We start from the raw sequence: 17,211 nt of genomic DNA, 5'->3' as shown, positions 1-17,211 counted from the left end.
GTGACTATCAGTCCGTACTCACAAGCACCCACACGAATTGCTTGATTCGATTTGTTAAAGAGCGTTTGGTTAAGAGCTTTTCGTCTCAACCGAGGTGCGCATTCTACGCTTTCCTCATTTGCTGTCAAGCGTTTATTTTGAAGTTTTTTGAAGCGACTTTCTTTCAAAAGCCTTTCACCTCAACAACTTACCGCTTGCCTCGTTGCGTTCAACGCTGCGAGGAGGCGAATAATACGCGCTTTGAAATCAGAGTCAACACCTTGATCTGAAAAAACTTTCAATTGTCATTTGAAAGCCTCCAGGCAACTAAATGCCTGCCCCGTGGCTCTGTAGAGAAATACCCCGTGGAGCGTAACGGCCATGAGCGAGGCGCAGAGCGACAAGACCCCCGGCCTTTCCCCGGACGAGGAACAGGAGGTCAGCCATAACCAGCCCCCGCGGGCAGCCGTACTCCATGAAATCATTCGCTCCCAGGGTGACCTGGAGCTTGAGCGCACCCTCGCGGCGCTGTGGTGGTCTGCCCTGGCAGCGGGCCTGACCATGGGCCTTTCCTTCATGGCCATGGGACTTTTCTATTCACGCCTGCCAGAGGGCGAAAGTGCCCAGGTGGTCGCCAGCCTTGGCTACAGCGCGGGATTTCTCGCCGTGATCCTGGCGCGCCAACAGCTGTTTACCGAGAACACCCTGACCGCCGTACTGCCCGTCATGACCACACCGACCCTCGCCAACCTCGGACGCCTGCTGCGCCTGTGGAGCGTGGTACTGCTGGGCAACCTGGCCGGGACATTGCTGGTCGCCTGGGTCATGCTCGAACTCCCGATCTTCGATAGCAAGACCGACGTGGCCTTCCTCGAAGTCGGTCGCAAGGTCATGACCAACGACATGAGCCAGATGTTCGCCAAGGGCATCGTCTCGGGCTGGATGATCGCCACCATGGTCTGGATGATCCCGTCCATGGAGCACGCCAAGATCTGGATCATCCTGATGATCACTTATCTAATGGCGCTGGGTGACTTCACCCACATCGTCGTCGGTTCGGTAGAAGTGTCCTACCTGGTCTGGGCCGGCGAGCGGACCTGGCAAGAGTTCTGGCTACAGTTCGCGCTGCCGACGCTGGTCGGCAACATCATCGGCGGCAGCTTCATCTTTGCCCTGATCAGCCATGCCCAGGTCCGTAGCGATAGCGGCAAGCCGCCCTCGCAGCTATTAAGAGAACAAAAACCCACATCACCGGCCCAGCGCGACTCCCGGGAATGACCTCATTGCCCCGCCAGCGCGCGCTCGGCCGCCCTGCCCCGCTCGCGCGCCGGCCGCGGTTGCCACCAGTTCTGCCCTTCGTGGGGCGAATCAAGGCTGACCCGCTCCCCCATCTGCGGCGTGCTCAGGCGCACTTGCGCCGCGCCAGCCAAGGCGACGATACGCTCGAAGGGTTCCTGCCAACCATGGATCGACAGGTCGAAGGTGCCATTATGAATCGGCAGCATCCAGCGCCCGCGCAGGTCGAGATGCGCTTGCAGGCTTTGCTCCGGCTGCATGTGCACGTTGGGCCAGGCCAGGTTGTAGGCGCCGGTTTCGACCAGGGTCAGGTCGAATGGGCCAAAGCGTTCGCCGATCTGGCGGAAACCGTCGAAGTAGCCAGTGTCGCCACTGAAGAACACGCGCACCGGTTCATCGATCACCACCCACGAAGCCCACAAGGTCCGGTTGCTGTCGAACAACCCACGCCCCGAAAAATGCTGAGCGGGCGTGGCGATGAAGCGCACGCCGTCTACCTGCGCCTCCTGCCACCAGTCGAGCTGGGTGACCTTGTTCGGCGGCACCCCCCAATCGACCAGCCGATCACCCACCCCGAGCGGTGCCAGGAAGCGTTCAGTACGCGGGGCCAGGCGGCGAATGGCTTGTTCGTCGAGGTGATCGAAGTGATCGTGGGAGAGAATGACCGCCGCCAGGGGTGGCAATTGTTCCAGTGTCAGCGGCGGCGCGTGAAAGCGCAGTGGCCCGGCCCATTGCACCGGCGAGGCGCGCTCGGCAAACACCGGGTCGGTAATAAAGAAGCGCCCGCGCAGTTTGAGCAATACCGTGGAGTGTCCCAGGCGCCAGAGGCTGTGGTCCGGGGCGTCGAGTACCTGCTGGCGAGTCATCGGCTGCACGCTGATCGCGGTCGCCGGCCGGGTTTCGGGTGGTTTGCGCAGGAACAGGTACTTGAGGCCGATGCGCAACTTCTTCAGCACCCCGTCCTGGGGCAGGCTGGCCTGGTTATGAAAGCGTCCGTCCCACTGGGGCGCCGACTCGCCGCCGGGGTTAGCCATGGGAATCATGAGCAGCAGCACTCCGAGCAAGAGGAAAGCCTTCATGTTACTCCACAGTGATCGCACTAACCGTGAATTGGCTTGCAAGGTCATTTTTCGACGATGAAACACTGTTCAACAATATTCGCGCGACTTATGCGATAAACGGTGCCTCAACAAAAGAAGAAAACCCTAATGGACAACCGCCGCGGCAAGGGACTCTCGTTCGTCAAGCGCATCTACCTGCCGCGCATTATTGGCTTGGGTATTGGCCTGCTCAGCGTGGCTGCCGCTATGGCGCCGCTGTCGCCCCCCACCTGGTCCTGGCTGCTTTTGCTGTTCAACGGCCTGCTCTGGCCGCATGTCGCCTATCAGTGGGCACGACGTTCAGCGGCGCCTTATAAGGCCGAACAGCGCAACATGCTGCTGGATTCGCTGATGGGCGGATTCTGGACCGTGGCGATGCAGTTCAACCCACTGCCCACGGTCACCGTGCTGTCGATGATGACCATGAACAATGTGGCCGCCGGCGGCAAACGACTGGTTGCCCAAGGCGTCCTGGCGCAGCTGGCGGGCATGGCGCTGGCCAGCGCGCTGCTGGGCACCGGCCTGCACCTGGACACCACACCGCTGCAGATTTACGCGTGCCTGCCAATGCTGACCTTGTATCCGCTGGCACTGGGTTGGGTCTGCTACCACCTGGCGATCCAGCTCGCCGAGCACAAAAAGCGCCTGAGTGCCCTGAGCCTGACCGACAGTCTGACCGGCCTGCTCAACCACGGCGCCTGGAAAGACCTGCTCCTGCAGCACTTCCAAGCCTGTCAGCAGCAACAGCAGCCAGCCGTGATCGCCCTGATCGACGTCGACCATTTCAAGACCATCAACGACACCTTCGGCCACGTGGTCGGCGACTGCGTGCTGCGCCAGCTGAGCGAGGATCTCAAGCGCCACCTGCGCGAGGACGACCAAGCCGGGCGTTATGGCGGCGACGAATTCTGCCTGATCCTGCCAGGCACCAGCGAGGCTCAAGCCTGCCTGGCCATGGAACGGCTGCGCGAGCGTGTAGCCGACTATCGCAACCCACAGCTGCCCCACCTGAGGATAAGCCTGAGCATCGGCTTGTCGGCATTCCAGACAGACTTGCAGTCCCCCGAGCACTGGCTGGAGCAGGCTGACAAGGCGCTCTACAGCGCCAAGCGGTGTGGTCGGGACCAGGTCAATTTCGCCAGTGCCGAAGGCACGCCGCTCAGGCTGGCTTATCCTGACTGAACCTCAACGCAACGTGCGCTGCGCCACGATCTCCGGCAAATCGCTGCGGCGCAGGTAGATGCGCAGCGGCTCGCCAATGTTCAGCCGCGCATCCACATGCTGCTCCAGCAGCAACGCCAGCCGCTCACGGCACAGCGCCATGCGCTGCCCCTGCTCGGGCCGCCAGACGAATTCGCTGCACGGTGTGATGCTGTCGTCCGCCACGTCCATGCCGAACGCGTCCTCGGAAAACCGCACGATGTGGACCCCGCGCTTGCCATGAAAACCGACGAAGCCCTCAAGCTGGTCGGCGGCGCTGCAGATGTCCAGGGATGTGATGGCCATGACGTAACCTCGCTATAGAACGGAAGTGACGCACGCCAGGCGGGAAGCGGCTGCCTCTGCTGGGCAACGCGCCCGCTCAGCCTAGCGCAGGTGCCAACCGTTTCGCCAAGGTTTTTCGTCATCTGCCAGCAGTCCCGCTAGAATGAGTTTTGCCCCTCCGTCGCCAATACCGGGACTGTACATGACCGACGCCATCAGCGCCGATATCGCCACCATCGCCCGCATCAACGCCGTGCCCGCCATTCTCCAGGTCATCTGTGAAACCACCGGCATGCGTTTCGCCGCCGTTGCGCGCGTCACAGAAAACCAATGGGTTGCCTGTGCGGTGCTCGACACCTTGGGCTTCGGCCTGGACGTCGGCGGCGAGCTCGACGTGACCACCACGCTTTGCCACGAGATCCGCAGCACTCACCAGACCATCGTGATCGACAAAGCCAGCGAAGACGAACAGTACTGCAGCCACCACACCCCCAAGCACTATCGCTTCGAAAGCTACATATCAGTGCCGGTATTCCGTACCGATGGCAGTTTTTTCGGCACCATCTGCGCGCTCGACCCCAACCCAGCAGCCCTCAAGGGCAGTGCGATCCAGCCAATGATGGAGTCCTTCGCCCGCCTGCTGGCCATCCAGATCGAAAGCGAGGAAAACGCCCAGCGCACCGAGCGCGCCCTGCGCCAGGAGCGAGCCATGGCCGAAGTACGCGAGCAGTTCATCGCCGTGCTTGGCCACGACTTGCGCAACCCGTTGTTCGCCATTACCGCTGGGGCCGAACTGCTGGCCCAGCGCCTTGAGGATGACAAGAACCGCGCCATCGCTCGGCACATCCACACCTGTGGCCGGCGCGCTTCGCAGCTCGTGCGGGATGTGCTGGACTTCGCCCGAGGCCGGCTAGGCGCAGGCATCCCCCTGAACCAGCAGCCCTGCCCGGACCTGGCCGAAGGCCTCAGGCATGTCGCCTCGGAACTGCAAGGCGTGCATCCGCAACGCCAGATCGTGCTGGACATCGGCGCCCTCGGTGGCCTGCGCTGTGACCGCGAGCGGGTGACCCAGCTGCTCTCCAACCTCATTGCCAATGCCCTGGTCCATGGCGACCCAGATGGCCCGGTGACCGTCAAAGCAGCCATCGCTGACGGCGAATTCGTGCTCAGCGTGCACAACCGGGGTCAGCCCATCGCTGCGCCGACCCTGAGCCAACTGTTCCAGCCGTTCACCCGGCCACTGGCCGAAGCACCGCAGCAAGGCCTGGGGCTTGGCCTGTACATCGCCAATCAGATCGCCCTGGCCCACGACGGGCGGATGGAAGTCGTGTCTGACGCCCAGCGAGGCACCCTGTTCAGCTTTCATCTGCCGCTGGATCGACCTGAGACGCCAGCAACCCAGCCAGCCAGCTCATGAAAGCCCGCACCCGGCGCGATACATGGCGTTGCCGGGCATTGCCGGAGCAAGGCAGCGGCTGGAGGTTTCTGCCGAGATGTTCCTCTGATTGGCCAGGGCCGCGATGGCGGCCCCAGGCTCCTCACCGGTCAGCCTGATCTTCATGCACCTGCACGCTGGCCGTCATCCCTGCACTGAGGTTGATGTCCTGCGGAATCTGGTCCAGCCTGATCCGCACCGGTATGCGCTGCGCCAGCCGCACCCAGTTGAACGTCGGCTCGACTTCTGGCAACAGTTGGCTGTCCGGGTTGCTGTTGCGGTCGGTGATGCCTCGGCTGATGCTCTCCACATGCCCTCGCATCGCATCGCCTGCGCCCATCAGCCAGACATTCACCGAGTCGCCCACGCGAATGCGCGGAAGCTTGGTTTCCTCGAAGTAGGCCTGGATATAGAAAGTCGAATCATCCACCAGGGCCATGACAGCCTCGCCGGTGTTCACATAGTTGCCCTGGGCCAGGCGCAGGTTGGTGATGTGCCCATCGCGCGGCGCCCGCACCTCGCTGCGCGCCAGGTTGATTTTCGCCACCTGCAACTGGGCCTCGGCCTCATGCAGCTCGCCACGGGCGATGGCGGCATTGATCTGGGCGTTTTCGCGCAACTCGGCACTGATCGCCTCCGGGCCCAGCGCCGTGCGCCGCGCCGCTTCGCGCTCGCGCAGGTGCAATTGCTGGGTGCGCGTTTCGGCCACGGCATTGGCCTGGTCGAAGGCGGCCTGGAAACGCTCGCGATCGACGGTCATCAGCAGGTCACCGGCCTTTACCGGCTGGTTGTCCTGCACCTTGAGCTCGCGCACCCAACCAGACACGTCGGGGGCGATCACCACCACATCGGCCCGCACCCGGGCATCACGTGTCCACGGGGTGAGCATGTAGTACTGCCAGAGCTTGTAGCCGGCCAGAACAGCGATGGCGACCACGCAAAGGGTCACCAGGGTACGGACGACAGCACGCATCGAATCACTCCTTACAAAGGCCCTAGCAGGCGGACTACCAGGTACAACACACACACGAACACGGCCGCATCGAACAGTGCTTCATGCCAGATCCAACGCGCCAACGGCGTGGCCTGCACCACCAGACGCAAGGCGCCGGTGAGCACCAGGGCCAGCAGCACGTAGATCAGAAAAGGGCTGAGCAGCACGCCGCCCAGGGCCCATTCACGCAAGCCCATGGGCTTCCTCCTGCCAATGGCACCATTTGCGCCAACTCCGCTGCAATTGCAACACGGCACCTTCGGCCAGGCGCAGCGGGTCACTGGGTGGCTGACGCTGCAGGGCGGCGATGAAGTGCTCGCTGACGGCGTCCAGGCGTTGCTCGCGGCCAGCGGCCGGCCCTTGGGCCAGCACCCCTTGCAGCTGTTCCAGGTATTCGCGCTCGGCGGCGCCCAACGGGGCCTGGGCAACCGCCAGGCACATGCGCAAGTGCACCAGCTCATCCCCGATATCCAGGCCATGCAGGCCGTCATCCCAGAGCTTGCGCTCGGCCCCTGGCGACTCGCTGACCTGCCGCGCCAACTGCATCAGGCGGTCGGCCATGCGCCCGCCAAACCAGGTGTCGGCACCGCGCAGGTCACGTCGGGTCAGGCGTACCAGGTCACTTTGCGTTGCCGCCCGCAAGCGTCGGCGAAGCCAGGCTGGGTGACGGAACACCAGCAGGCGGAACGCCAGCACGGCCGCGCTCACCCCCAGGAGCATCGCCAAGGCACTGTTGAGCATGCTCGCCACGCCAAATTGCATGGCATTGAGTGGCGCCACCAGGACGATGCAATGCAGGCAATAAGACGTGGCCGTGGCGCCGGTACGGGGATGGGCCATGCCCAGGGCGCCCAGAAACAGCGGCACGCCCAGGCCCAGGCAAAGCATGGCGAAACTGCTCCACTGCGGCAGGATGATCTGCCCGACCAGAAACGCCACTGGGATTGCCAGCAAGATGCCGCGCAAGAAACTCAGGCCAATCTGGGCGCCGTTTTCACGGCTGGCGAACAAGCTGCAGACCACGCACGTCAATACCAGCCCACCTGGCGCGGACGGCCAGGCGGTGGCCAACCAGAAGCCACTCATCACCAGGAAGGCCAGCGCACTGCGCGAGCCAAACAACAGCGCCAACGACCAATCATGGTGCGCGGCCAGGCCCTCCCCGACTTCCTTGGACGCCCTGCCCGCTTCGACGTCATCCAGTGCCTGGCTGGCCGCCACGGCATAGTCCAGCAGCAAGGTCATGCGGGCCAGGCAGAAATGCTCGGCAGAACTGATCTGCTCAGCGTGTGCGGCATCCCAGATGCGTTGGCGCAGCAGTAGCAGGCTGGGTTGGTCGGGTTTGGCCAACAGCATGCGCACCTCTTCCAGCCATGGGCCAAGCCCGAGCGCTTGCTGCTCATCGAGTTGCCGCCATTGCCGGCGAACCGAGCGAGAAATGCGCAGCAACACCATCAACTTCTGGCTCAGCACGCGAATCGCCCTGGCCCGCAGGCGCCCGCGCGGTCCCTCGAACCAGGCATGCTCGCGCTGGGCATCGATGGCGACGATGCGCCCGAGGATCTCCAGCAAGCCCTTGCGTGCTTCGTCCTCGCCGCCGAGCATGGCGCTGGCCGCCTGCAGGCCGTTCTCCCAGGCTTGGCGGGCCTGCCCGGCGAGTTGTTGTTCAACCCGCATCGGCCACAGCAAGGCACTGGTGGCGGTGGCGCAGAAGATCCCCAGGCAGATTTCGGTACACCGCGCCACAGCCTGGTCGAACACTTGCAACGGGTGGTCGATCGCCGGCAAGGCAATGATTGCCGCGGTGTAGCCGGCCAGCACGAAGGCGTAGGCCCAGGCGCTGCGCAGTTGCGTGGAAGCGGCCGTGCACAACGCCAGCCACAACGCCAGGGTAATGAGGAACAACCATGGGGTCTGGGCGAACAGGCCAATGAACACCACCGACATGAACGTGCCGACCAGTGTCCCCGCCAACCGCGCGAGGCCCTTCTGCACCACCATGCCCGACAACGGCTGGGCGACGATGAAGGCGGTCATCAATGCCCAGGCGGGCTGCTCCAGCCCCCAACGCATCGCCAACCACAGGGCCAGACCACCACCGAGCACGGTCTTGATGGCGAACTTGAGGGCGAGGCTGCTGGGTGCGAACAGGGCCTGGAGGGTGATGGGCACGAATCGGACCTTGCGCAGGGATGATTAGGTAAACGATAGACAACGCAAAGAAGGATAATGCCGAAACAATAAATAGTTAGCTAACCATTCTTTTGGCCAATTGTGCAGTCGATACAAAACCAACAGGCAAAAAAATAGGCGACCGAAGTCGCCCAAAATGCCTTGCGTGCTCGTGAATCTGGAAGGTCAGCGCGGCTTGCGCTTGTTCGAGTCCTTCCAGATGAAAATGCCTAGACCGGCAAAGAAAGCGAACATCAACCCGACCGTTACCACACCCGCGATAACCACATTGTCGAAGAACATGTCGGCCTCCCGATTCGTTTGCCGTTGTCCGATGGATGCAAGGTACCGAATGCGGGGGAGGGAAAAATTGATCGGGATCAATGCTGCCCGGGACCGGGCAGGCGAGGCGGGCGCAGGGTTGACCTGCGTCAAGTTTCAGCGCTTCTTGGGCTTGCCCTTGGGCTTTTTCTTCTTCGCCTTGCCCAGCGGCATGGCTTGCTCGAACGCCTGGCGCACTTCGTTGAGGCGTTTTTCCTTGATGTCGTGGACGCGCTTGGCGCGTTCGGCATCGAAGTCGATGAGGTTGTCTTGGCTCATGTGCAGGCTCGACGGTCAACAGAGACTTGCATGATGAAGCCAGGCGCCGGCCATGACCAGCCCTGGCTCAGACTTCGATGTCGACCAGCAGCCCCTGGCGAGGGTGCTCGCCCATCAGTGGCGCCACCGGTACGGTGTTGTCGGCGTTGACTTCGTCGCCCGGCACCGCGCTGTAGCGCTCCTGGTCGCCCTTGTTGTTTCGGCGTTGCTGCTGCCGGCGCTGTTCGTCGCGCAGCAACAGGGCCTGCTCCTGCGGGTCGCGCTGGTGCTTGAGGTCGATGGCACTTTCACCGGACGACGGTTGCGCGGGGACCACCGGCTTGATCTCGGGGGTCGGCTTGACCGGGTCCTGTTGCGATGTGACGGGCGCAGCACTGAGCGGAATGATCGGCGGCAACATGAACGTTCTCCTGTACCCATTGTATCGGCCAACCGTCGACCACCTTGAGCACTGCCAGGCGAGCGTGTGCGGTCAGTCACAGCCGCTTCATGCCCGCTTATTCGGCTTCGTCGTCAGGCTCGTCGGTGCCAGGCGGGCTGGCCTCGCTCCAGGGCCGCTTGTAGACCTGCTGCCAGACCGAATCCATGTGCTCGCGAAGGACCTGCGGGGCACTTTTCAGCGATGCACTGTCTTCACGCTCGCCGCCCACTGGCTCTTCCCCTGCGGGCGTAATCAGCGACTGGCCGGTGATGGTGTAGCTGGTCTGGCCTTCGCGCATCTCGATGGCAATGTCGTGGGGATCGATTCCGCCGCCACAGAAGGCATGGCTGGCCACCGTCACTTCGGCGATGCCGTCCTTGTTCAGGTCGCTGACATCACTGACATCGGTATAGAAGTCGACATCCAGGTCGAGCCCGGAGCAGGTGGTTTCCTGCTCGTTCTGCCAGCGCGCCTTGAACGCGTCGCTGGCGGCGCCCCGCCCGTACAGGGTGGCCTTGAGCACCACCTTGTCCACTTCCTGCTCAGACTCGGCATCGACCGCCTGGCCGTCGCTGCGGCTGAGCACCAACAGGCCTTCGCCGTCCTGGTCACGGAAATGCACGCTCTTGATCGGTGTCTGCACGCCCAGTACTTCAAGCTGCTCGATCGGGATCGCGGGCAAGGTTTCGAAATTTTTCTGATCGCAGGCGCTTAGCAACAGCAAGCTGCCCATGGCCAGAGCGGCGTTCATCCAGCGGTGCTTGAGCGGCATGTCAGTACGTAGCCCTCGTCAGCAAGACGGTTATCTGTGATGAAACAGCTAGACTGATGGTCTTTCTAGTCTATGGTCAGCCGGGCCTATCCGTTAACATAGCCGGCTTTTCATCGCGGGAGTTCAGGCAGTATGGCGCAGCAGTATCAACCGGGGCAACGCTGGATCAGCGACAGCGAAGCAGAGCTCGGCCTGGGGACCATCCTGGCGCAGGATGGCCGCCTGTTGACCGTGCTCTACCCGGCCACTGGCGACACCCGCCAGTATTCCCTGCGCAATGCGCCGCTGACCCGCGTGCGCTTCTCGCCAGGTGACCAGATCACCCACTTCGAAGGCTGGAAGCTGACCGTACGCGAGGTCGAGGACATCGACGGGCTGATGGTCTATCACGGCCTCGACGGCCAGAACCAGGCACGCACGTTGCCGGAAACCCAGCTGTCGAACTTCATTCAGTTCCGCCTGGCCAGCGACCGCCTGTTTGCCGGTCAGATCGACCCACTGTCCTGGTTCAGCCTGCGGTACAACACCCTGCACCACACCAGCAAGCAGATGCAATCATCGCTCTGGGGCCTGGGTGGCTGCCGTGCGCAACCGATCGCCCACCAGCTGCACATTGCCCGCGAAGTCGCCGACCGTAGCGCACCACGCGTGCTGCTGGCCGACGAAGTGGGCCTGGGCAAGACCATCGAGGCCGGCCTGGTGATCCATCGCCAGTTGCTGTCCGGTCGCGCCAGCCGCGTATTGATCCTGGTACCGGAAAACCTCCAGCACCAGTGGCTGGTGGAAATGCGCCGGCGTTTCAACCTGCAGGTGGCCTTGTTCGATGCCGAGCGCTTCATCGAAAGCGACGCCAGCAACCCGTTCGAGGATGCCCAGCTGGCGCTGGTCGCCCTGGAGTGGCTGGTCGATGACGAAAAGGCCCAGGACGCGCTGTTCGCCGCCGGCTGGGACCTGATGGTGGTCGACGAGGCCCATCACCTGGTCTGGCACGAAGAGCAGGCCAGCGACGAGTACAACCTGGTCGAGCAACTGGCCCAGGTCATTCCCGGCGTGCTGCTGCTCACCGCCACGCCCGAGCAACTGGGCCAGGACAGCCACTTCGCCCGCCTGCGGCTGCTCGACCCCAACCGTTTCCATGACCTGGCCGCCTTCCGCGCCGAGAGCGAGCATTATCGCCCGGTGGCCGAAGCGGTGCAGGAGCTGCTCGACGAAGGTCGCCTGTCGCCCAAGGCCCACGCCACCATCCAGGGTTTCCTGGGTGCCGAAGGCGAAGCCCTGCTGGCCGCAGTCAGCGACGGCGACAGCCAGGCCAGTGCGCGCCTGATTCGCGAGCTGCTTGACCGCCACGGCACCGGCCGCGTGCTGTTCCGCAACACCCGCGCGGCGATCCAGGGCTTCCCTGAGCGCCAGCTGCACCCTTACCCGCTGGCCAACCCCGAGCAATACCGCGACCTGCCGGCCGGCGAGCATGCCGAGCTGTACCCGGAAGTCGCCTTCCAGGCGCAGGGCGAGACCAGCGATGACGAGCGCTGGTGGCGCTTCGACCCACGGGTCGACTGGCTGATCGATACCCTGAAGATGCTCAAGCGCACCAAGGTTCTGGTGATCTGCGCCCACGCCGAAACCGCCATGGACCTGGAAGACGCCCTGCGCGTGCGCTCCGGCATTCCGGCCACGGTCTTCCACGAAGGCATGAGCATCCTCGAACGTGACCGCGCCGCCGCCTACTTCGCCGACGAAGAATTCGGCGCCCAGGTGCTGATCTGCTCCGAGATCGGCAGCGAAGGCCGCAACTTCCAGTTTGCCCATCACCTGGTGATGTTCGACCTGCCGGCCCACCCCGACCTGCTCGAACAGCGCATCGGCCGCCTCGACCGCATCGGCCAGAAGCACACCATCCAGCTGCACATCCCGTACCTGCAGGACAGCCCGCAGGAGCGCCTGTTCCAGTGGTACCACGAAGGCCTCAACGCCTTCCTCAATACCTGCCCGACCGGCAACGCCCTGCAGCACCAGTTCGGCCCACGCCTGCTGCCGATGCTCGAAGACGGCGACGGCAAGGCCTGGACCGCGCTGGTGGCCGAAGCCCGCAGCGAGCGCGAGCGCCTGGAAGCCGAACTGCACAGCGGCCGCGACCGCCTGCTGGAGCTCAACTCCGGCGGCGCCGGCGAAGGCCAGGCGCTGGTCGAAGCGATCCTCGAACAGGACGACCAGTTCGCCCTGCCGATCTACATGGAAACCCTGTTCGACGCCTTTGGCATCGACAGCGAAGACCACTCGGAAAACGCCCTGATCCTCAAACCGAGCGAGAAGATGCTCGACGCCAGCTTCCCGCTGGGCGACGACGAAGGCGTGACCATCACCTACGACCGCACCCAGGCGCTGTCGCGCGAAGACATGCAGTTCCTCACCTGGGAACACCCGATGGTGCAGGGCGGCATGGACCTGGTGCTGTCCGGCTCGATGGGCAACACCGCCGTCGCCCTGATCAAGAACAAGGCGCTCAAGCCAGGCACCGTATTGCTTGAACTGCTGTTCGTCAGTGAGGTGGTGGCGCCGCGGAGCCTGCAGTTGGGCCGCTACCTGCCGCCAGCAGCGCTACGCTGCCTGCTCGATACCAATGGCAACGACCTGGCTTCGCGGGTGGCCTTCGAAACCCTCAACGACCAGCTCGAAAGCGTGCCGCGCGCCAGCGCCAACAAATTCGTCCAGGCCCAGCGTGACGTGCTGGCCAAGCGCATCAGTGGTGGCGAGGAGAAAATCCTGCCGACCCATATCGAGCGCGTCGCCGAGGCCCAGCGTCGCCTGGCCGCCGAGGCGGATGAAGAGCTGGCGCGCCTGACGGCGCTGAAGGCCGTCAACCCTAGCGTGCGCGACAGCGAGATCGATACCCTTCGCAAGCAGCGTGACGACGGCCTGGCAATGCTGGAAAAGGCCGCCTTGCGCCTGGAAGCGATTCGCGTACTGGTCGCCGGTTAAATTGGCTTTACCCGGGGGCGCATTGCGCCCCCACTCCCGCCTCACGGTTTTATTTCCCGCCGTTATTGATTCAATAACCAAATCGTAGAATCAAAGTGCCATTACCCAGGAAGGTTTAATCACTCCTTCCTATACTGCCTTGAGTGCCCACTCGACGAAGAGGCAAGCGATGGAATGGCTGGGTCTGCAATTGTTCGCCGAGCTGCCCGTTACCGGACGGATCGTCATCGACTGTCGGCATGAACCCCTTTTAATCCTCATCGCTTTCGCCGTGGCCAGCGCTGCCTGCTTCGCCACCCTGGACATGGCCGAACGCCAGTCCCACAGCGAACACCCTGCCGCGCAACGCCAATGGCGCATGCTCGGCGCCTGCTGCCTGGCAGGTGGCATCTGGGCCATGCACTTCATCAGCATGCTGGCGTTCCAGGCACCGGTGGAAATGCACTATGACGCGTCGCTGACTGGACTCTCGCTACTGATCGCACTGGTAGTGGCGTGGATGGCGATGAGCAGCCTCGACCGTATTCACATGCGCCTTCAGCACTACCTGCAAAGCGCCTTGCTGATTGGTCTTGGCATCATCCTCATGCATTTCGTTGGCATGGCGGCACTGAAAACGGGCGCCCAGCAGTACTACAACACCGGCCTGTTGCTCACGTGCTCGGCCATCGCCCTGCTCACCAGCCTCGCCGCCTTGCTGCTGGCGCGCTACTTCAGCAATGGCAGTGGCGGCTTGCACCAAACCATGAAGTACGGCGCAGCCCTGCTGATGGCCAGTGGCATCGTCGCCACGCATTTCACGGCCATGGCGGCCATGACCCTGGTGATTCCAGAGGACACCGCATTAAGCCTGGCCTCCGGCAACAACAGCCTGCAACTGGGCCTGACCATCGCCTTCATCACCCTGCTGATCAGCGGCAGCAGCATCAGCGCGGCCCTTGCCGACAAGAAGCTGCAGAGCAAGGAGCACGACCTGCGCCGGGTCAGTGTCCTGCTCAGCCAGCTGGACCAGGCACGGGCTTCATTGCTGCAGGCTGCCCACTACGACGCACTGACCAACCTGGTCAACCGCCGCGGCTTCAACCAGCTGTTCGCCGAACGGCTGGCCGAATGCACCGCCAGCGCCAACCGGCTGGCTGTGATGTTCCTCGACATCGACCACTTCAAGCGTATCAACGACAGCCTTGGCCACGATGCTGGCGATGAATTGCTCAAGGCCATCGCTAGCCATATCCAGGCCGCCACCCGCAGCCAGGACCTGGTTGCGCGTTTCGGCGGCGACGAGTTCTGCATCGTCACCAGCCTCGGCAGCCGCGATGAAGCACGTCACCTGGCCCAGCGCATCATGCAGCGAATGAAGGAACCGATCGACCTGGGTGGCCGACGCATGGTGATGACCACCAGCATCGGCATCAGTATCTTCCCCGACGATGGACACAGCGCCGAAGAACTGCTCAAGCATGCCGACCTTGCCCTTTACCAATCCAAGGGCAACGGGCGCAACAGCCTGCATTTCTTCAACAGCACGCTGAAGAGCCGAGCCACCCTGGAATTGCAACTGGAGGAGGAATTGCGCATCGCCCAGCTCGAGGAGCGAGGGCTATGCGTGCATTACCAACCCATCTTCGACTTGCACAGTGGCCAGGTCGACAAGCTTGAGGCCCTGGTGCGCTGGCAGCATCCACAACATGGTTTGCTCGGGCCGGACCGCTTCATCGGCATCGCCGAAGCCAACGGCCTGATCGTCGACCTGGACCTGTGGGTGCTGCGCCGCGCCTGCGAGGACCTGGCCCAGCTCCAGCGTCACGGCTACGGCGCCCTCAAGGTCACGGTCAATTGCTCGGCAGTGACCCTAGGCCACGAGGCGCTGGCCCACGCAGTGGAAATGGCACTGTCGCATGCTGGTCTTGCGCCCCATCACCTGGAGTTGGAGATCACCGAAAACGCCCTGATGGGCGATATCCAGCGCACCGTCGGCCTGCTCAAGTGCATTCGTGACCAAGGCGTCAGCCTGTCGATCGACGACTTCGGTACCGGCTACTCGTCGCTCGCCTACCTCAAGCGCCTGCCACTGGATGTGCTGAAGATCGACCGGACGTTCCTGCAGGATGTGCCGGGCAGCCTCAAAGACCGCGAGATCATCCAGGCGATCATCGCCATGGCCCATACCTTGCACCTGAAAGTGGTCAGCGAAGGGGTGGAAACCGTCGAACAGCACGCGTTTCTCGCTGATAACGGCTGCGACTACGTGCAGGGCTACCTGTTAAGCCGCCCAGTCCCCTTGGCAGACCTGCGGTCGATCCTGGACCGGCTCGACCGCCAGGAAGTAGCCCCTATTCCTTATTGCGATAGAGTTCTACCAGAGTCGCCGGATCTTTTTGCAGATACCCCTGGCTACCGTGCAATCGCATCAATTGTGCGGCAAGGCCACTGAGTGGCGTTGCCGTGCCCTGTTCACGGGACAACTTGACTGCACCGTCGAGGTCCTTGAGCAGCGTGCGTACATGCCACTTGATCGGTTCGTAATTGCTTGCCGCCATCTGCGGCGCAAGGATCTGTAGCGGCTTGGAATCGGCGAAACCACCGGCCAACGCTTCGGCGATCAAACGGGCATCGACTCCCGACTGTTCAGCCAGGGCCACCACTTCAGCAATGACCAGGGCGTTGCAGGCCACGATCATCTGGTTGCAGGCCTTGGTCACCTGCCCCGCCCCCACGCCGCCCATGTGCGTCACGCGCTGGCCGAGCACCTGCAATACCGGACGTGCCCGCTCAAGGTCGGCGCCATCGCCGCCGACCATGATCGCCAGCGTGCCCGCCTCGGCTCCTGGGGTACCGCCAGACACCGGCGCATCCAGCCAGGCCATGCCACACAGCGCCGCCAGTTCGGCAGCCATTTCGCGGGTGGCGGTCGGCTCGAGGCTGGAGAAGTCGACCAGCAGTTGCCCACGGCGCCCGCCCGTGGCGATGCCATCCTCACCGAACACAACCTCGCGCACCACGGCGGTGTCGGCCAGGCATAGCAGCACCATGTCGTTGTCGCGGCACAACTCGGCGGGGCTCGCAGCCAGGCGCGCGCCTGCGGCTACCAGCTCGGCGCATTTTTCCGGGCTGCGGTTCCACACCGTCAGCGCAAAACCTGCGGCCAGCAGGCGCCGGCACATGGGCAAGCCCATCAGGCCGATTCCGGCGAATCCAAGTGAAGGAAGTTCTGAACTCATGGAGCGCTCCTGGCAAATTCAACATTCACTGGGCCGCAACGACCCATTACGCATTCCGTAAACTGTTACCGCCACGCCAAATTGTTACCTACCTCTACTGGGGTGCACGCCATCAAGCACCAAGTCGAAGCGACTGTGCGTTTTCACGCACCAAAACGGAGCGCCTTCACGCGGGCGCCTTCGCTTGAATCACGATGAACGGCGAAACCACCACCGCCCAGATCTCTGGATCGCGGCTTTGCAGGTCGAGCGCCTGCTCCGCGCTGACTGGCCCAACAGTGCCATCACTGCGCCACTTGGCGAAGATCTCGCTGCGATTCTCGGCCATCGCTTCGGCAACGGCGATGAGGTCCAGGCTAGGGTCGACCCAAATCAGGTCACCCTTGGCCCAGAAACGCTCCAAGGCTTTCCACTCGATGGTCGCCGTCTCGCCAAGCAATTTGGCATAGAGGGTGCTTGTTTGATCAGTCATGGGTTTGTACCCGCAAAATCGGCCAATGAAAAAAGGCCCGCATTTTTGCAGAAAAACCCGGTTTCAAATATGTAATTTGGTCGATTGGCCCCGAACGTGTGGGGTGGGGCCGAAGATACAGGCAAATTGATGGCGCTTTTTTGTATCTTTGTGTCGATCATGCGACAACCCGGGAAACAGGCGCTTTTCGCCCGCTTTTCAAGCGCTCGAACAGCGCTCTACACTGTACCGGTACAGTTCCGGGACATGTTCCGGGGGAAGGTGGGCATGCAGTGTGGCGTGGCC

Annotated in this window: 16 protein-coding genes; 5 read left to right on the top strand and 11 right to left on the bottom strand. The window is 63.0% G+C overall.

Going from position 1 to position 17,211, the window contains the following annotated elements; all coding sequences use genetic code 11:
• The first annotated feature begins 360 nt into the window (after positions 1 to 360).
• Entirely contained in the window at positions 361 to 1,257 is an 897-nt protein-coding gene (locus ACIPZB_RS14500) for a formate/nitrite transporter family protein (RefSeq protein WP_400640927.1), read from the top strand.
• 2 nt (positions 1,258 to 1,259) lie between these two features.
• Here ACIPZB_RS14500 and ACIPZB_RS14495 read toward each other — a convergent pair whose 3' ends face one another.
• Positions 1,260 to 2,354, bottom strand: a complete 1,095-nt coding sequence (locus ACIPZB_RS14495; protein WP_400640925.1) for an MBL fold metallo-hydrolase — start codon at positions 2,352 to 2,354, stop codon at positions 1,260 to 1,262.
• 129 nt (positions 2,355 to 2,483) lie between these two features.
• Here ACIPZB_RS14495 and ACIPZB_RS14490 point away from each other — a divergent pair, with 129 nt between their 5' ends.
• Positions 2,484 to 3,557, top strand: a complete 1,074-nt coding sequence (locus tag ACIPZB_RS14490) for a diguanylate cyclase (protein ID WP_400640923.1) — start codon at positions 2,484 to 2,486, stop codon at positions 3,555 to 3,557.
• 3 nt (positions 3,558 to 3,560) lie between these two features.
• On the opposite strand, the gene ACIPZB_RS14485 is transcribed toward ACIPZB_RS14490, so the two are convergent.
• Complete coding sequence (locus ACIPZB_RS14485) at positions 3,561 to 3,881, bottom strand: DUF2025 family protein (RefSeq protein ID WP_400640921.1); 321 nt, start codon at positions 3,879 to 3,881, stop codon at positions 3,561 to 3,563.
• Between the two features lie 181 nt (positions 3,882 to 4,062).
• Between ACIPZB_RS14485 and ACIPZB_RS14480 the strand changes: the two genes are divergently transcribed.
• Positions 4,063 to 5,277, top strand: coding sequence for an ATP-binding protein (locus ACIPZB_RS14480; RefSeq protein WP_400640919.1), 1,215 nt, complete (start codon positions 4,063 to 4,065; stop codon positions 5,275 to 5,277).
• Positions 5,278 to 5,398: 121 nt separating this feature from the next.
• Here the strand turns inward: ACIPZB_RS14480 and ACIPZB_RS14475 are convergent, their stop codons facing one another.
• The 7 genes from ACIPZB_RS14475 to ACIPZB_RS14445 form a co-directional block, all read right to left on the bottom strand.
• Positions 5,399 to 6,268 (bottom strand): efflux RND transporter periplasmic adaptor subunit, encoded by an 870-nt coding sequence (locus ACIPZB_RS14475; protein WP_400640918.1) that lies wholly within the window; start codon positions 6,266 to 6,268, stop codon positions 5,399 to 5,401.
• Between the two features lie 11 nt (positions 6,269 to 6,279).
• Complete coding sequence (locus tag ACIPZB_RS14470) at positions 6,280 to 6,486, bottom strand: DUF1656 domain-containing protein (RefSeq protein ID WP_008097457.1); 207 nt, start codon at positions 6,484 to 6,486, stop codon at positions 6,280 to 6,282.
• Positions 6,473 to 8,461 (bottom strand): FUSC family protein, encoded by a 1,989-nt coding sequence (locus tag ACIPZB_RS14465; protein WP_400640916.1) that lies wholly within the window; start codon positions 8,459 to 8,461, stop codon positions 6,473 to 6,475. Before ACIPZB_RS14465 ends, ACIPZB_RS14470 begins: the two co-directional genes overlap by 14 nt.
• Before the next feature lie 186 nt (positions 8,462 to 8,647).
• A complete protein-coding gene (gene ccoM, locus ACIPZB_RS14460; protein ID WP_008097462.1) occupies positions 8,648 to 8,764 on the bottom strand; it encodes a cytochrome c oxidase subunit CcoM in 117 nt (38 codons plus the stop codon).
• Between the two features lie 135 nt (positions 8,765 to 8,899).
• On the bottom strand, positions 8,900 to 9,061 hold the full coding sequence (locus ACIPZB_RS14455; protein WP_387532984.1) for a hypothetical protein: 162 nt from the start codon (positions 9,059 to 9,061) through the stop codon (positions 8,900 to 8,902).
• A gap of 67 nt (positions 9,062 to 9,128) precedes the next feature.
• Positions 9,129 to 9,461 carry a hypothetical protein gene (locus tag ACIPZB_RS14450; protein WP_008097466.1) on the bottom strand — a complete coding sequence of 111 codons (333 nt, stop codon included), beginning with the start codon at positions 9,459 to 9,461 and terminating at the stop codon, positions 9,129 to 9,131.
• A gap of 97 nt (positions 9,462 to 9,558) precedes the next feature.
• The gene (locus tag ACIPZB_RS14445; protein ID WP_400640914.1) at positions 9,559 to 10,254 is read right to left on the bottom strand and encodes a M949_RS01915 family surface polysaccharide biosynthesis protein; all 696 of its coding nucleotides are present in this window, start codon (positions 10,252 to 10,254) and stop codon (positions 9,559 to 9,561) included.
• Positions 10,255 to 10,386: 132 nt separating this feature from the next.
• On the opposite strand from ACIPZB_RS14445, the gene rapA reads away from it, so the two are divergent.
• Both rapA and ACIPZB_RS14435 read left to right on the top strand, forming a co-directional pair.
• Positions 10,387 to 13,233: an RNA polymerase-associated protein RapA gene (gene rapA / locus ACIPZB_RS14440; RefSeq protein ID WP_400640912.1), complete on the top strand. Its 2,847-nt coding sequence runs from the start codon at positions 10,387 to 10,389 to the stop codon at positions 13,231 to 13,233.
• A gap of 169 nt (positions 13,234 to 13,402) precedes the next feature.
• On the top strand, positions 13,403 to 15,667 hold the full coding sequence (locus tag ACIPZB_RS14435; protein WP_400640910.1) for a putative bifunctional diguanylate cyclase/phosphodiesterase: 2,265 nt from the start codon (positions 13,403 to 13,405) through the stop codon (positions 15,665 to 15,667).
• Here the strand turns inward: ACIPZB_RS14435 and ACIPZB_RS14430 are convergent.
• Together ACIPZB_RS14430 and ACIPZB_RS14425 are read right to left on the bottom strand one after the other, a co-directional pair.
• The gene (locus ACIPZB_RS14430; RefSeq protein WP_400640908.1) at positions 15,567 to 16,454 is read right to left on the bottom strand and encodes an NAD(P)-dependent oxidoreductase; all 888 of its coding nucleotides are present in this window, start codon (positions 16,452 to 16,454) and stop codon (positions 15,567 to 15,569) included. The two genes, ACIPZB_RS14435 and ACIPZB_RS14430, sit on opposite strands and share 101 nt — an antisense overlap.
• Before the next feature lie 166 nt (positions 16,455 to 16,620).
• On the bottom strand, positions 16,621 to 16,926 hold the full coding sequence (locus tag ACIPZB_RS14425) for a DUF2288 domain-containing protein (protein WP_400640907.1): 306 nt from the start codon (positions 16,924 to 16,926) through the stop codon (positions 16,621 to 16,623).
• Positions 16,927 to 17,211: the final 285 nt, after the last annotated feature.

Source organism: Pseudomonas sp. NPDC089396, from assembly GCF_044749545.1.
GTDB lineage: Bacteria > Pseudomonadota > Gammaproteobacteria > Pseudomonadales > Pseudomonadaceae > Aquipseudomonas.
Note: the sequence above shows the minus strand (reverse complement) of the source record. Positions and strands in the feature narration are given on the sequence as shown.

Coding starts and splice junctions, on each gene's coding strand:
- ACIPZB_RS14500 (WP_400640927.1), top strand. CDS start 361: ATGAGCGAGGCGCAGAGCGACAAGACCCCCGGCCTTTCCCCGGACGAG.
- ACIPZB_RS14495 (WP_400640925.1), bottom strand. CDS start 2,354: ATGAAGGCTTTCCTCTTGCTCGGAGTGCTGCTGCTCATGATTCCCATG.
- ACIPZB_RS14490 (WP_400640923.1), top strand. CDS start 2,484: ATGGACAACCGCCGCGGCAAGGGACTCTCGTTCGTCAAGCGCATCTAC.
- ACIPZB_RS14485 (WP_400640921.1), bottom strand. CDS start 3,881: ATGGCCATCACATCCCTGGACATCTGCAGCGCCGCCGACCAGCTTGAG.
- ACIPZB_RS14480 (WP_400640919.1), top strand. CDS start 4,063: ATGACCGACGCCATCAGCGCCGATATCGCCACCATCGCCCGCATCAAC.
- ACIPZB_RS14475 (WP_400640918.1), bottom strand. CDS start 6,268: ATGCGTGCTGTCGTCCGTACCCTGGTGACCCTTTGCGTGGTCGCCATC.
- ACIPZB_RS14470 (WP_008097457.1), bottom strand. CDS start 6,486: ATGGGCTTGCGTGAATGGGCCCTGGGCGGCGTGCTGCTCAGCCCTTTT.
- ccoM (WP_008097462.1), bottom strand. CDS start 8,764: ATGTTCTTCGACAATGTGGTTATCGCGGGTGTGGTAACGGTCGGGTTG.
- ACIPZB_RS14455 (WP_387532984.1), bottom strand. CDS start 9,061: ATGAGCCAAGACAACCTCATCGACTTCGATGCCGAACGCGCCAAGCGC.
- ACIPZB_RS14450 (WP_008097466.1), bottom strand. CDS start 9,461: ATGTTGCCGCCGATCATTCCGCTCAGTGCTGCGCCCGTCACATCGCAA.
- ACIPZB_RS14445 (WP_400640914.1), bottom strand. CDS start 10,254: ATGCCGCTCAAGCACCGCTGGATGAACGCCGCTCTGGCCATGGGCAGC.
- rapA (WP_400640912.1), top strand. CDS start 10,387: ATGGCGCAGCAGTATCAACCGGGGCAACGCTGGATCAGCGACAGCGAA.
- ACIPZB_RS14435 (WP_400640910.1), top strand. CDS start 13,403: ATGGAATGGCTGGGTCTGCAATTGTTCGCCGAGCTGCCCGTTACCGGA.
- ACIPZB_RS14430 (WP_400640908.1), bottom strand. CDS start 16,454: ATGAGTTCAGAACTTCCTTCACTTGGATTCGCCGGAATCGGCCTGATG.
- ACIPZB_RS14425 (WP_400640907.1), bottom strand. CDS start 16,926: ATGACTGATCAAACAAGCACCCTCTATGCCAAATTGCTTGGCGAGACG.